The sequence below is a fragment of the Arthrobacter sp. 131MFCol6.1 genome (assembly GCF_000374925.1).
Lineage (GTDB): Bacteria > Actinomycetota > Actinomycetes > Actinomycetales > Micrococcaceae > Arthrobacter.
Genome location: NZ_KB895541.1, coordinates 1,216,370 through 1,229,379, shown reverse-complemented (window position 1 = coordinate 1,229,379; position 13,010 = coordinate 1,216,370). Strand labels below are relative to the sequence as shown.

The 13,010-nt window shown below is 68.0% G+C and carries 12 protein-coding genes and 2 tRNA genes; 8 read left to right on the top strand and 6 right to left on the bottom strand.

Annotation, left to right across the window (positions count from 1 at the left end):
* Window positions 1-26 precede the first annotated feature (26 nt).
* Window positions 27-1,004, bottom strand: coding sequence for an acyl-CoA thioesterase (locus C566_RS0105740; RefSeq protein WP_018773386.1), 978 nt, complete (start codon window positions 1,002-1,004; stop codon window positions 27-29).
* 62 nt (window positions 1,005-1,066) lie between these two features.
* On the opposite strand from C566_RS0105740, the gene C566_RS0105735 reads away from it, so the two are divergent.
* Window positions 1,067-1,726: a hypothetical protein gene (locus C566_RS0105735; protein WP_018773385.1), complete on the top strand. Its 660-nt coding sequence runs from the start codon at window positions 1,067-1,069 to the stop codon at window positions 1,724-1,726.
* Between the two features lie 65 nt (window positions 1,727-1,791).
* Here the strand turns inward: C566_RS0105735 and C566_RS0105730 are convergent, their stop codons facing one another.
* Together C566_RS0105730 and C566_RS0105725 are read right to left on the bottom strand one after the other, a co-directional pair.
* A complete protein-coding gene (locus C566_RS0105730) occupies window positions 1,792-2,250 on the bottom strand; it encodes a globin (RefSeq protein ID WP_018773384.1) in 459 nt (152 codons plus the stop codon).
* Window positions 2,251-2,254: 4 nt separating this feature from the next.
* The gene (locus C566_RS0105725; RefSeq protein WP_018773383.1) at window positions 2,255-2,914 is read right to left on the bottom strand and encodes a mechanosensitive ion channel family protein; all 660 of its coding nucleotides are present in this window, start codon (window positions 2,912-2,914) and stop codon (window positions 2,255-2,257) included.
* 136 nt (window positions 2,915-3,050) lie between these two features.
* On the opposite strand from C566_RS0105725, the gene C566_RS0105720 reads away from it, so the two are divergent.
* On the top strand, window positions 3,051-4,076 hold the full coding sequence (locus tag C566_RS0105720; protein WP_018773382.1) for an NAD-dependent epimerase/dehydratase family protein: 1,026 nt from the start codon (window positions 3,051-3,053) through the stop codon (window positions 4,074-4,076).
* A 5-nt stretch (window positions 4,077-4,081) separates the two neighbouring features.
* Here the strand turns inward: C566_RS0105720 and C566_RS0105715 are convergent, their stop codons facing one another.
* Complete coding sequence (locus C566_RS0105715) at window positions 4,082-4,567, bottom strand: OsmC family protein (protein WP_018773381.1); 486 nt, start codon at window positions 4,565-4,567, stop codon at window positions 4,082-4,084.
* An 88-nt stretch (window positions 4,568-4,655) separates the two neighbouring features.
* On the bottom strand, window positions 4,656-7,211 hold the full coding sequence (gene pepN, locus C566_RS0105710) for an aminopeptidase N (RefSeq protein WP_018773380.1): 2,556 nt from the start codon (window positions 7,209-7,211) through the stop codon (window positions 4,656-4,658).
* A 285-nt stretch (window positions 7,212-7,496) separates the two neighbouring features.
* On the opposite strand from pepN, the gene C566_RS0105705 reads away from it, so the two are divergent.
* The 3 genes from C566_RS0105705 to C566_RS0105695 all read left to right on the top strand — a co-directional run bounded on the left by C566_RS0105705 (window position 7,497) and on the right by C566_RS0105695 (window position 10,149).
* The gene (locus C566_RS0105705) at window positions 7,497-8,498 is read left to right on the top strand and encodes a hypothetical protein (protein ID WP_018773379.1); all 1,002 of its coding nucleotides are present in this window, start codon (window positions 7,497-7,499) and stop codon (window positions 8,496-8,498) included.
* A 242-nt stretch (window positions 8,499-8,740) separates the two neighbouring features.
* Window positions 8,741-9,232, top strand: a complete 492-nt coding sequence (locus tag C566_RS0105700) for a ribose-5-phosphate isomerase (RefSeq protein ID WP_018773378.1) — start codon at window positions 8,741-8,743, stop codon at window positions 9,230-9,232.
* Complete coding sequence (locus C566_RS0105695) at window positions 9,232-10,149, top strand: Fpg/Nei family DNA glycosylase (RefSeq protein WP_018773377.1); 918 nt, start codon at window positions 9,232-9,234, stop codon at window positions 10,147-10,149. Before C566_RS0105700 ends, C566_RS0105695 begins: the two co-directional genes overlap by 1 nt.
* Before the next feature lie 139 nt (window positions 10,150-10,288).
* Here C566_RS0105695 and C566_RS0105690 read toward each other — a convergent pair.
* Window positions 10,289-10,359, bottom strand: a tRNA-Gly gene (locus C566_RS0105690).
* A 131-nt stretch (window positions 10,360-10,490) separates the two neighbouring features.
* On the opposite strand from C566_RS0105690, the gene C566_RS0105685 reads away from it, so the two are divergent.
* The 3 genes from C566_RS0105685 (at window position 10,491) to C566_RS0105675 (ending at window position 12,975) form a co-directional block, all read left to right on the top strand.
* A tRNA-Pro gene (locus tag C566_RS0105685) sits at window positions 10,491-10,565 on the top strand.
* A gap of 68 nt (window positions 10,566-10,633) precedes the next feature.
* Window positions 10,634-12,028, top strand: a complete 1,395-nt coding sequence (gene tig, locus C566_RS0105680; RefSeq protein WP_018773376.1) for a trigger factor — start codon at window positions 10,634-10,636, stop codon at window positions 12,026-12,028.
* A gap of 308 nt (window positions 12,029-12,336) precedes the next feature.
* A complete protein-coding gene (locus tag C566_RS0105675) occupies window positions 12,337-12,975 on the top strand; it encodes an ATP-dependent Clp protease proteolytic subunit (RefSeq protein WP_018773375.1) in 639 nt (212 codons plus the stop codon).
* The last annotated feature ends 35 nt before the right edge of the window (window positions 12,976-13,010 follow it).

Below are 13,010 nucleotides of genomic sequence, written 5' to 3'. Positions count from 1 at the left end.
CGGAGCTCGTGCTGCACCGCCGCCGATTAGACGGCGGCCTGCACGCCGCCCTTCTGCGTGTTCTTGAAGCCGGTGTTCTTGAGGCCGGTGTCCGCGAAGTCGTTCGGGACGCGGATCATGCCTTCCTGGGCCACCGTCGCCACGTGCCGGCCGTCCCGGCTGAAGATCCGGCCCGTCGCCAGGCCCCGTGCGCCCTGCGCGCTGGGCGATTCCTGGACGTACAGGAGCCATTCGTCGACCCTGACCGGCCGGTGCCACCACATGGCGTGGTCCAGGCTCGCCACGGACATCCCCGGCGTAATCCAGCTCATCCCGTGCTTGCGGAGAATGGATTCGAGCAGGGTGTAGTCGCTCGCGTAGGCCAGCGCGGCCCGGTGCAGGCCGGCGTCGTCGGGCATCGGACCGAAAGTCTTCATCCACACGGCGTTCCGGGCTTCCCGGGGTCCGTTGGCCGAGACATACAGCGCCGGATCGACGTGGCGGATGTCGAACGGCCGCTCGTAGGCCCAGTGCCGGGCCACGGGGTGGTCGAACTTGCCCAGCAGGTCGGCGGTGCTGGGCAGCGATTCGGGGTCCGGGATCCCGGCGGGCATCTCGGACTGGTGCTCGATCCCTTCGTCCTCAGCCTGGAAGGACGCGATCATCGACAGGATGGGCATGCCCTCCTGATAGGCGTGGACCCGGCGGGCCGAGAAGGACCGGCCGTCGCGCAGGCGCTGCACGCCGAAGGTGATCGGCTTGTTGGCGTCTCCTGGCCGGAGGAAGTAACCGTGCATGGAGTGCACGCTGCGGTCCGGATCGACGGTGCGGCTGCCTGCTATCAGGGACTGCGCCAGCACCTGGCCGCCAAAGACGCGCTGCTGGGGCTGCTGCTGGGAGGGACCCATGAAGATGTCCTCGTCCGTCCGGGCGCCCTCGAGCTCGCCGAGGTTGAGGAGTTGGATGAGCGAGGAGGTGGGGTCCTGGGTCGGGAGCCCCAACAGTCCGGCTTCGGCTTCAGTCATGGTTTGACTCTAGACGGCGCCCGGCGCCGCTCCAAAGAAGCGCAGCCGGTAGAGTCAGTAGTGTGTCTGATGTCCTAACCCAGCCCCTGCAGTTCACCGATCCCCGCGACCTCGACGACCTGCGCACCTTCGCCACCCGCGCCAAGTCCATTGACGACGGCGCCATCCGGCTTCAGGCCACGGGACCGGTCCTGGCCGCCTACGTCTGCGTGCTGCGGCCCCGGCTCCTGGGCGAATCCACCCCCACCATCCTGGGCCTGCGGACCATGGCGCTGGCACAGCCGGCGGACACTGACGTGACGGTGCCGCTGTCCGCGGTCCTGGACCGTTTGGCGCGGGCGGGGGAGCACGACGTCGAACTTCCCGTCCCGCCGGTGACCGTCAGCGAGTCGTGGGCCGGGATTGGCGCGCCGCGGGCCGGCTGGGAACTGCTCGGCACCGTCGAGGACGCCGCCCTGCGGACCGCAGCCGAGGCCGGCATCAGGGAGATCGCCGCGATCATCCCGGACAAGCCCGGCGCGTTAATCGTCAACAACGCCAGGGCAACGGTCTGGGGCCGGGAACTGCCCGACGCCGGCGGCCTGCCGGGCGGAGCCGCGTTCGCCGCGCTCACCTTGGGCTTCCTGGCAGAGGGCGAACAACGGCTCTACCGGGCCGGGCGCTGGTACCGGCTCAGCGGCACCCGCGGCCACGTGCTGGTCCGGACCGGTACCGGTCTCTAGGACGCTTCCGGCACCCTCCGCGCCCAGTCCTCCGCGCCCAGTCCTCCGCGCCCACTCCTCCGCGCTTAGGCCTCCGACGGGCTGTTCACCATGGACAGGGCGGCCCGCTCCATGTAGTCCCAGAGTGTCCCCTCGTACAACGGCGGCAGCTCCAGGGCATCCACCGCGGCGCGCATGTGGAACAGCCAGCGTTCCTTGGCCTCCGGCGTCACCCGGAACGGCATGTGGCGCATCCGCAGCCGCGGATGCCCGCGCTCCTCGCCGTACGTCGTCGGCCCGCCCCAGTACTGTTCCAGGAACATCAGGAAGCGGCGCTTGGCCGGGCCAAGGTCCTCTTCCGGGTACATGGCGCGCAACAGCGGATCTGTTGCGACGCCGTCGTAGAAGACATCGATGAGCTTCACAAAAGTCTCGTGGCCGCCCACGGCGTCATAGAAGTTGTCCGTGTAGCCGGGCTGGCTGAACGGATCGTTCTGCAGCAGCTGCCTGGGCTGGCCGGGTTCGCTGGCGCTGGGAATCGTCATTTCACTATTCTCCGGCCTTCTGCTGAGGTGCGCTGTCGGCCTCGTCCGCCGGGGACGCCTCGGGTGGAATGTACGTGCCCTGGGAACGGTTGCCCACGCGCAGGATTTCGCCGTTGCGCAGGTACCAGATGGTGCCGTCGTCGGCCCGGACCCGGGTGATCCGCAGGTTCATGGCCTCGACCGTGCCCACCACCTCGGAAGTCTCGATGATGTCGCCAATGCCGTACTGGTCCTCGAAGGTAATGAAGATGCCGGCGAGGAAGTCGCGGATCAACTGCTGGGCGCCAAAGCCGATGGCCACACCGAGGATCCCGACGCTCGTCAGGATGGGTGCCACGTCCACGTTCAGGTACTTGAGCACGTACACGATGGTGAGGACGGCGATCAGGACGCCGACCACGCTGCGGAGCAGTGCACCGATTGTCTCTGCCCGCTGGACGCGGCGTTCGTGGTCCAGTGCGCGGAACGCCGGAGCCACCCAGCGGAAGTGTGACTTCTTGAAAAGTGTGCTGCCCGCCGCAACCCGTTTGGTGATTCCGGTGATCACGAAGGATGCCACCAGCCACACGGCGACGCCGATGCCCAGGCTGATGAGGCCACCTGGCAGGTTGACGGCCGAGATATCCGGCGCGGTGATGGGTTCGATGGTGGTCAGGCTGATCATCGGCGGGGGAAACTCCTTGTTTACGGCGTCCCTGTTGCCGGGCGGCAGCAGGGCTGGTCGTCCGGACAGGCGCCCGGCGTTCGCCGGGCGCATAACACTCTGGTCTACTTCAACATTAGCGCCGTAGCGTGGCCCCATGCGCATCCTGGTCCTCGGCGGGACGGTCTTCCTGTCAGCAGAAATAGCCCGGCAGGCCCTGGCCGCCGGCCACGACGTCACCTGCCTGGCCCGCGGCACCGCGTCCGCACCGCCCGACGGCGCCACCTGGCTGCGCGCTGACCGCTCGCAGGGGAAGGCCGCCTACGAGGCAGCCGCCGACGGCGGCCGGTGGGACGCCGTCGTCGACGTCTCGCGGGACCCTGACCAGGCACGGGAGGCCCTCGAGGCGCTGGCCGGCTCGGCCCGGCATTGGACCTTCATCTCCAGCTGTTCGGTCTACGCGGACCATTCCGTGGCCGGCGAGGCCGAGGACGCCCAGGTGCTCCCGGCGCTGGCTCCGGGCACGGAGCTGACCATGGAAAACTACGGCGAAGCCAAGTCCGCGATCGAACACCTGACCCGGGAATTGGCAGGGGACACGGCGCACCTCTGCCGCGCCGGCCTGATCGGCGGACCCGGGGACGGCTCCGACCGCTACGGGTACTGGCCGGCCCGTTTTGCCCGCGACGATGATCCCGTCCTTGTCCCGGACATCCCCGCCGACGCCACCCAGGTCATCGATGTCCGCGACCTCGCAGCCTGGATCCTCACCGCCGCTGAAAACGGCACCACCGGGGCGCTGAACGCCGTCGGTGAGCCGGTGCCGTTTGCCGCCTACCTGGGGGAAGCCCGCCAGCTCGCCGACGCCGACTCCGAGGTTGTTGTCGCCCCCGAGGACTGGCTGGCGTCGCACGGCGCGAACTACTGGGCCGGCCCGGACTCGCTGCCGCTGTGGCTGCCGCCCGGCCACGAGGGCTTCGCGACCCGCAGCAATGACGCCGCCCGTACCGCCGGGCTGCGGCTGCGGCCCTGGATGGACACGCTGCGAGACACCCTGGCGGATGAACGCCGCCGCGGACTTGGCCGTGAACGCAAGGCCGGGATGAGCCCGGAGGCGGAGCGCCGGATCGTATCCGCGTACCGGTCAGGGGCCTCGTCCGGCCCGGCTGACGGCGCCGCCTGAATTATTCAGTCCGCCTGGCCCTCCACCACAGCCGTCGGCTCGTGCAGCACCGGGAAGTTGACGCTGCGGGCGATGAAACAGACCTTGTTGGCCTCGACGTGGAGTTCCTCGAGAACATCCGGTGCCGCCGGTTCCGCCACCGTCACCCGGGGCTTCAGCGTGACGGATTCGAACTGCCCGCTGCCGTCCCGGTTGGTCCGCATCAGGCCCTCGGCCCGGTCCTCGTACGCCGTCACCACGACGCCGTGCTTCACTGCCACGTGCAGGAAGGAAAGCATGTGGCACTGCGAGAGGGCGGCCAGGAGCAGCTGTTCGGGGTTGTAACGCCCGCGGTCCCCGTGGAAGGTCGGATCGGCCGAGCCGTGCAACACCGGCAAGCCGGGGATCTCGACGTCGTGGTCGCGCGAGTAACCGCGGTACGTGGACGTCCCGGCCCCGAGGTTCCCGGTCCAGCGGACGGTCAGCGCATAGCGGTGTTCGTCAAGGTTCATGACTCCAGCCTAGAACGACGGAACCCCGGCGCCGCACAGGGGCGGTGCCGGGGTTCCAGGCTGGCCGGGGATGCCGGTGCCGCGGTCGTTAGCCGACGTCGGCCTGGCGGGCCCGCAGGGCACGGGCAACGCCGTCACGGTTCTCCAGCATCATCCGGCGCAGCGCCGAACTGCCCTCGGGCAGCGAGGCGAGGAACTCATCCGTGCGGTCCACCGTGGCCTGCGTGGTCAGCTGGGCCGGGTAGAGCCCGACGACGATCTGCGAGGCCAGCGCGTGGGTGCGGCCGGCCATGATGCCCGGGACGGCCTCGAAGTACTTCTCGGCGTACGGCTCGAGCAGGGACGTGTCCAGGACACGGGTGAAGCCGGTCACCGCGGAGCCCTGCAGGGCGTTGGAGAGATCGCCCTTGACCACAATCGATTCCCAGGCCTCGGCCTTGGCCTCCGGGGTGGGGATGGCGGCCTTGGCCAGGGCCGCCGCGTTCTGGCCGTTGGAGGTGTTGTCGTGCTCCAGTTCCTCATCGATCCGCTCCTGCCCGGCGCGGCCGCCTGCCACGAGGGAGGCCAGCAGCTCCCACCGCAGGTCCTGGTCCACGCTCAGCCCGTCGAGGGTGAGCGAGCCGTCCAGCAGCCCGGACACCGTGTCCAGCTGCCCGGCGCTGCGGGCCAGCAGGGCGTAGGACTTCACGAACTGCAGCTGGGCGTCCGAGCCAGCAGGCACCGCCGAGGCGAGCTCCCAGAGCTTGTCGGCAGCGGCCACGGCCGTGGCTTCCTGGTGTTCCTCGGCCACGTAGAAGGTCAGCGTGGTGGCCAGCTGCCGGAGCTGGACCAGGATCACGGAGGAATCGGATTCCTCGGCGATGTTGGCGAGGATTAGCTCCACGTACCCGCGGGCCGGGGATTCGCCGTCGCGCGCCGCGTCCCAGGCTGAGCCCCACACGAGCGTGCGGGGGAGGCTCTGGCTGAAGTCCTTCAGGTGGGCCGTTGCGGTGGCGAGGGACTTCGGATCCAGGCGGACCTTGGCATAGGCGAGGTCATCGTCGTTGAGCAGGACCAGGTCAGGCTGGGCAAGGCCGGCCAGGGCCGGGACCACAGTGCGCTCGCCGTCGACGTCGAGCTCCTCGCGGTGCACCCGCTCCAGCTTGCCGGCGCCGTTGAGGTTGTAGAAGCCGACGGCGAGGCGGTGCGGGCGCAGGGTCGGCTCGCTCTCGATCGCCGACTGCACGATGGCGAACGACTCGATGGTGCCGTCCGCGGCCGCCGAGATTTCCGGTGTCAGGGTGTTGACGCCGGCGGTCTCCAGCCAGAGCTGCCCCCACCGTTCCAGGTCGCGGCCGCTGGCCTTCTCGAGTTCGGCCATGAGGTCGCTGAGCTCGGTGTTCTGCCAGGCGTGCTTGCTGAAGTACTCCCGCACCCCGGACATGAATTGCTCCGGGCCCACCCAGGCGACGAGTTGGCGCAGCACCGAGGCGCCCTTGGCGTAGGTGATCCCGTCGAAGTTCACCTCGACGTCCTGGAGGTCGTTGATCTCGGCGAAGATCGGGTGCGTGGTGGGCAGCTGGTCCTGCCGGTAGGCCCAGGACTTCTCCACGGAGGCGAACGTGGTCCAGGCGTGGCCGAACTCGGTGTTCTCCACGGCGGCCAGGTGGGACATGTATTCGGCGAAGGACTCGTTGAGCCAGAGGTCGTTCCACCAGCGCATGGTGACGAGGTCGCCGAACCACATGTGCGCGAGCTCGTGCAGCACGGTGATGGCGCGGCGTTCCACCTGGGCGTCGGTGACCTTGCCGCGGAAGACGTAGCCTTCCAGGATGGTGACGGCCCCGGCGTTCTCCATGGCGCCGGCGTTGAACTCGGGCACGAAGAGCTGGTCGTACTTCTCGAACGGGTACGGGCAGCCGAACTGGGCCTCGAAGAACTCGAAGCCCTGCCGGGTGAGCTCGAAGATGTTGTCCGCATCGAGGTACTGCATGAGCGACTTGCGGGCGAAGATGCCCAGCGGGGTGACCTTGCCCGCCGCCGACGTGACCTCGCTGCGCACCGACTGGTACGGCCCGGCGATCAGTGCGGTGACATAGGAGGACAGCCGCGGAGTCGGCGTGAACTCCCAGACGGAGCGGGCGCCCCCATCCGCGCCGGGGATGGTCTCCACCGGCACCGGGGTGGGGGAGTTGGACACGACGTCCCAGTGCGAGGGTGCGGTGACGGTGAACGTGAAGCTGGCCTTCAGGTCGGGCTGTTCGAAGACGGCGAACATGCGCCGCGAATCCGGGACCTCGAACTGGGTGTACAGGTAGACCTCGTTATCCACCGGATCCACGAAGCGGTGCAGGCCTTCGCCGGTGTTCATGTACGGCGCCTCGGCGACCACGAGCAGGTGGTTCTCGGCCGCCAGGTCCGGGAGCTGGATCCGGATGCCGTCGGAGACCTCGGCCGGATCCAGTTCGCGGCCGTTGAGGCTCACGCTCTGCACGGCGTGGGTCACGGCGTCGATGAAGGTCGACGAGCCGGGCTTGGCACGGAACTTCACGGCCGTGGTGGAGCCGAAGACCTTCTCGCCGCGGGTCAGGTCCAGGCTGACCTCGTAGGAGTCGACGTCGATCAGGGCGGCGCGCTCGCGGGCTTCGGCGCGGGTCAGGTTCATACCGGGCAAAGGGGCCTCCAGAAGAAGATGGATACTGCCGGCCGGCCGCAGCCGCCGGCGATACTGTGAAATTATTCTTTCACGTCAGCCGCCCTTGGCAAGTTAGCCCGATCACAATGTCCGGCCCCAAGGCCTCTGCACCCAGTCCACGATTTGCCACGAAAGGCCCCTAAGCCGCTGCCCTTAGCGGCCATTCGCGTCAGATGGGTGCGGTGTGGGGCGGCCACGTCCTGACCTGCGCACGTCCCCAGATCCCTCAAGGTGCGTCCGCGGTAGCGTTGGAGCATGGGAAAGATCCGTGACTCAGTCGATGCCAGGGCGCTGCGCTTTGCCATCGGTTTCCCCCTGATGCTGGCGGCAGGATTCGTGGTGTGTGCGCTTCTGGTGCGCCGGGATCTGCCCGAGCCGCTCGCCGTCCGCTGGACCGCCGCCGGTGCCGCCGACTTCGCGCCGTTCGGCACGGTCGTGGGAGCCGGGGCCTCGCTGATCGTGGTAATCGGCTGGGCCGTGCTGCTGCAGGCCGTGCCGCTGTCCCGCCCCGCAATGATGCGCCGCATCATGATGGGCGCCGGCCTGTCCATGAGCCTCTTCGTCACCACAGTCCTCGCCGCCGTGCTCGTGGGCCAGCTGGGCCTGCCCGATGCGCGGGGATCGCATGTGGACGCCTCGGTTCTGGCACTCGGCAGCGGCGCGGCCCTCGGCCTGGGCATCGTCATGGGTTTCGTCTTCAAAGCCGACGAGCGCTGGTCCGTCGATGACGACCTCGCCGTCCGGCAGGCGCTCGAGCGCGAACAGGATCCTGATTTGGCCCGGGACCGGGTCAGCCTCTGGGTCCACGCCCGCAGCTCGATCTTCGTCATGCTCGGCATCGCAACGCTTCTGCCGGCCGCCCTCCTGACCATTGCCGTGCCGTGGCTGTCAGTCCTCCTGGTGGCGGCGGCCCTGGTGGCCGCGGCGTTCCTGGTGGCCCGGATCCGGGTTGACCGCGGCGGCCTGCACGTCTTCGCGGCAGGGTTCGTCCGGGTCATGGAGGTTCCGGCCGCGGCCATCGACGCCGCCACGCCCAGGGACGTCACGGCGGCGGACTATGGCGGGTGGGGCTACCGGATCCACGGCAACACCACGGCGATGCTGGTCAGCAGCGGCCCCGCGGTGGTCATCGACCGCTCGGACGGGCGCCGGCTGGCGGTGAGCGGCGGGAGTGCCACCGCGGCCGACAACATCGCCCAAACACTGTCCCGGGTGGCGGACAGGGCCCGGCGGAACGGCGGGACCCCCGCGGTGTAGCGCGGCGGTGTCGCTCCGCGGTGTAGATCAACGGTGTAGCACGGCGGTGTCGCTCCGCGGTGTAGATCAACGGTGGAGCACGACAGCGGAGTACGACGGCGTGCCGGGCCTGTGTAACACGACCGCCCAGTGCGGCGTCCGGCCGGCTGCGGAACCGTCCCGGAAGACCCGGCCTAGTACGCTTGGACCAGACCCCAACCGCCCCCGGCCGCCGCCCGGCGCCGCAACCGAACGGAACAGCCGTGACCATTTCTGACCTGCCCCGCGTGCACATTGCCACCGACCACGCCGGAATGGAGCTCAGCGCCCACCTGGTCAGCCACCTCAGCGCCAAGGGGTACGAGGTGGTGGACCATGGACCCAAGGTCTACGACGCCCTGGATGACTACCCGTCGTTCTGCATCAACGCCGCCCTCGCCGTCGTTGCGGACCAGGAAGCCGGAACCCACGCCCTCGGCATCGTCCTCGGCGGCTCGGGCAACGGCGAGCAGATCGCCGCCAACAAGGTCAAGGGCGTCCGTGCCGCGCTGGCCTGGAACCTGTCCACCGCCCAGCTGGCGCGCGAGCACAACGACGCCAACGTCGTAGCCGTCGGCGGCCGCCAGCACAGCGTCGACGAGGCCACGGAAATCATCGAGGCGTTCCTGGCCGAACCCTTCAGCAACGATGAGCGTCACGTCCGCCGGATCGGCAAGATCGCCACGTACGAGCGCACCGGCGAGGTTATCGACTAGTGCCGGAGGGGCATTCCGTCCACCGGCTGGCCCGCCAGTTCGGGGACGTTTTCGCGGGGGAGCGGCTCGCGGTCTCCAGTCCGCAGGGCCGGTTTGCCCAAGGCGCGGCGCTGCTGGACGGCCACACCCTCGTCGGTTCCGTGGCGCACGGGAAGCACCTCTTCCTGGAGTTCGGGCACGGGCTTCTCCTGCACGTCCACCTGGGGCTCTACGGCGCCTGGGATTTCGGCGGCGACGACACCTTCCGCGGCGCGTCCAGCATCGGCGCGCCCCGGAAGGTGGGGGAGCGGGAAGTCTACGACGACGGTGATGCGGCCGGTCCCGCCGCGTACGTGGGCCCGCCCGCGCCGGTCGGTGCCGTCCGCGTCCGGCTCGCCGGCGTGCACGGCTGGGCCGATCTCCGCGGTGCGACCACCTGCGAGGCGATCACGGACGTGGAAGCGGCGGCCGTACTGGCGCGGCTCGGCCCGGACCCGTTGCGGAACCTTTCGGGCGACCGGGACGCCTTCACCGCCACCGTGGCGGGCAAACGTACACCGCTGGCTGCCCTGCTGATGGACCAAAAGGTGATTGCCGGCGTCGGGAACGTCTACCGGGCCGAACTGCTGTTCCGGCAGCGGCTCAACCCCTGGCTGCCCGGCGCTGAACTGTCACCGGACGCGGCCCGCCGGCTCTGGGACGACACCGCGGCCATGATGTCCGACGGCGTCAGGGACGGACGGATCATCACCACGACGCCGCAGTACTGGAACGGGGCCGGAGCCGGCGAAGCCCGCGGCGTGCTGCCCGCTCCGGAGGAGGCCCACTTCGTCTACCGGCGGCACGGACTCGACTGCCGCGACTGCGGAACGCCGGTGGCGCTGACCGAGCTCGGCGCCCGGAAGCTGTACTGGTGCCCCGCCTGCCAGCAGGCCTGAGCCGGTACGCCTGCCCAGCCGCATCCATTGCTCCGCAACAGCCCTTTTGAGCCTCCAGAAGGGCAGTTGTGGAGCAATCGACGGCCAAGGGCATGAAAAAAGCCCCTCCGCGGAGGGGCTTTGTTTCGTCATATTTCCGAGGGGACGACGGGAATCGAACCCGCGTAATCAGTTTGGAAGACTGAGGCTTTACCATTAAGCTACGTCCCCGGGATCTCACTGGAACTCCAGTAAAACTTCCGGGCGGCTGTTCAAGCCGGATACAACTAAACCCAATTCAGGGCCCCGGTGTCAAATGTGCAAATCAGCACAGTATGACCGTAGACTGTTCTGTGCACTTACGGGGTGTAGCTCAGCTTGGCTAGAGCGCCTGCTTTGGGAGCAGGAAGTCGCAGGTTCAAATCCTGTCACCCCGACTCTGCAAGCACTGCCAGCACGTGGCAATGCAGAACCCCATACCCCCCACACCAGGAGTACTTAGACTGTGAAGAGCGCTGTCGAGAACCTCACCCCCACGCGGGTCAAGCTCAATGTTGAGGTCCCTTTTGAGGAATTGAAGCCCAGCATCGCAGAGGCATACAAGACTGTTGCTTCGCAGATCCAGGTCCCCGGTTTCCGCAAGGGCAAGGTCCCCTCCAAGCTCATTGACCAGCGCGTTGGCCGCGGCTACGTCCTGGAGACGGCCATCAACGAAGGCCTCAACGGCTGGTACCAGGCCGCCGTGCAGGAAACCGGCATCCGCCCCCTGAGCCGCCCCGAGGTCGAGATCACCGAGGTTCCGGACCCGTCCGCCACCGACGGCGAACTCAAGTTCCACGCCGAGGTTGACATCCGCCCCGAGATCGAACTGCCGGACTACGCCGGCATCAAGGTTGAGGTCGCCGCCGCCGAGTCTTCGGACGCCGACGTCGACAAGGCCCTGGACGAGCTCCGCGGCCGCTTCGGCACGCTGAAGTCCGTGGACCGCCCGGCCGCCGATGGCGACTTCCTGACCATCGACATCGCAGCCTCGATCGACGGCGCCGATGTTGACTCCGCCTCCGGCCTGTCCTACCAGGTTGGCGCCGGCACCATGCTTGAAGGCCTCGACGAGGCCGTCACCGGCCTCAGCGCCGACGAAGACGCCATCTTTGACACCACGCTGGTCGGCGGCGAGCACGCCGGCGAGTCCGCCCAGGTCAAGGTCACCGTCAAGGCCGTCAAGGAGCGCGAGCTCCCCGTCGCCGACGACGACTTCGCCCAGCTCGCCAGCGAATTCGACACCCTGGCCGAACTCCGTGAGGACCTTGCCAAGCAGGCCGCCGAGTCCAAGGTTGTTGACCAGGGCGTCGAGGCCCGCGACAAGGTCCTGGACAAGCTCGTTGAGCTCGTCGAGGTTCCCGTCCCGGCGTCGATCGTCGAAGAGCAGCTTGAGCAGCACTTCAGCGCCGAAAACGCCCACGGTGAAGGCGAGCACGACACCGAGGAACACCGCGCCGAGGTTAAGGCCAACACCGAGCGCGCCTTCCAGAACGAGATCATCCTCGATGCCATCGCTGAGAAGGAAGAAGTCAACGTCAGCCAGAATGAGCTGATCGACTACATCGTCACCACCGCCAGCCAGTACGGCATGGACCCGAACCAGTTCGCCCAGATCATCGATCAGAGCGGCCAGGTGCCCATGATGGTTTCCGAGGTCCGCCGCCGCAAGGCACTGGCCGTTGTGCTGGGCCAGGCCGAGGTCACAGACTCCGAGGGCAACAAGGTTGACCTGAGCGATTTCGTCCGCCCCGGCGACGAGGCTGCCCCGGCCGCCGAGACCGTTGAGGACGAAGCAGCTTCGGAAGAAGCCACCACCGAGGCCACGCCGAGCGATGACCCCGCAGCAGTGAAGTTCTAGCAGTCCCTGAGACTTAGAACAGTCGGCCCCCGGATCACCGATCCGGGGGCCGACCGCTTTAAGTCCCCGCCTGCGGCCACGCCCGGCCGGCACGGTTGGTTCGGGGGCCACGAACGCCCCGCATCCGGGACCCGGCGCGAGGGGTTCCGGCAATCGTGCGCCGTCAGCGAACAGCCCGGCGCCAGCGAACAAAGCGGGCGTGAAAACGGTTAGTGTCGCTGTAGGAAAGTTCAGTGATGTCGTCCAGTGGCGTCACCGTCGCCAGCGAGAGGTAAGTACATATGTCACAGCAAGCAGGGGCACCCCGGATGGCCACGGTCGATCCGGCAGCCCAGGATAACTACATTTACAACCGCCTGCTGAAAGAGCGCATCATCTGGCTCGGCTCCGAGGTCCGCGACGATAACGCCAACGCGATCTGCTCCCAGCTGCTGCTGCTCTCGGCGGAGAATCCTGAAAGGGACATCTACCTTTACATCAACTCACCCGGCGGCTCCGTCACCGCCGGCATGGCCATCTACGACACCATGCAGTTCATCCCGAACGATGTTGTCACGGTTGCCACCGGCCTCGCGGCGTCCATGGGCCAGTTCCTGCTCTCCTCCGGCACCAAGGGCAAGCGCTACGCCACCCCCAACGCCCGCATCCTCATGCACCAGCCTTCCGGCGGCATCGGCGGCACGGCGTCGGACATCAAGATCCAGGCCGAGCTGATTCTGCACATGAAGAAGGTTATGGCCGAACTGACCGCCGACCAGACCGGGCAGACCGTGGAAACCATCCTCAAGGACAACGACCGCGACAAGTGGTTCACGGCCCCGGAAGCCCTCGAATACGGCTTCTTCGACAAGATCGCCGCGCACGCCGGATCCGTGGCCGGCGGCGGCGGAACAAACGCCAACGGCTCCGGCAACAGCGGCGGCGCTGCGACAGCCACCGAGAACTGACCGGCAGGTAGACAGCAATGAATTCAGGAGCAATG

What these genes read in the sequence shown, in the direction of transcription:
- C566_RS0105725 (WP_018773383.1), bottom strand. Translation starts at nt 2,914, where the DNA reads ATGATCAGCCTGACCACCATCGAACCCATCACCGCGCCGGATATCTCG.
- C566_RS0105730 (WP_018773384.1), bottom strand. Translation starts at nt 2,250, where the DNA reads ATGACGATTCCCAGCGCCAGCGAACCCGGCCAGCCCAGGCAGCTGCTG.
- C566_RS0105675 (WP_018773375.1), top strand. Translation starts at nt 12,337, where the DNA reads ATGGCCACGGTCGATCCGGCAGCCCAGGATAACTACATTTACAACCGC.
- C566_RS0105740 (WP_018773386.1), bottom strand. Translation starts at nt 1,004, where the DNA reads ATGACTGAAGCCGAAGCCGGACTGTTGGGGCTCCCGACCCAGGACCCC.
- pepN (WP_018773380.1), bottom strand. Translation starts at nt 7,211, where the DNA reads ATGAACCTGACCCGCGCCGAAGCCCGCGAGCGCGCCGCCCTGATCGAC.
- C566_RS0105720 (WP_018773382.1), top strand. Translation starts at nt 3,051, where the DNA reads ATGCGCATCCTGGTCCTCGGCGGGACGGTCTTCCTGTCAGCAGAAATA.
- C566_RS0105715 (WP_018773381.1), bottom strand. Translation starts at nt 4,567, where the DNA reads ATGAACCTTGACGAACACCGCTATGCGCTGACCGTCCGCTGGACCGGG.
- C566_RS0105705 (WP_018773379.1), top strand. Translation starts at nt 7,497, where the DNA reads ATGGGAAAGATCCGTGACTCAGTCGATGCCAGGGCGCTGCGCTTTGCC.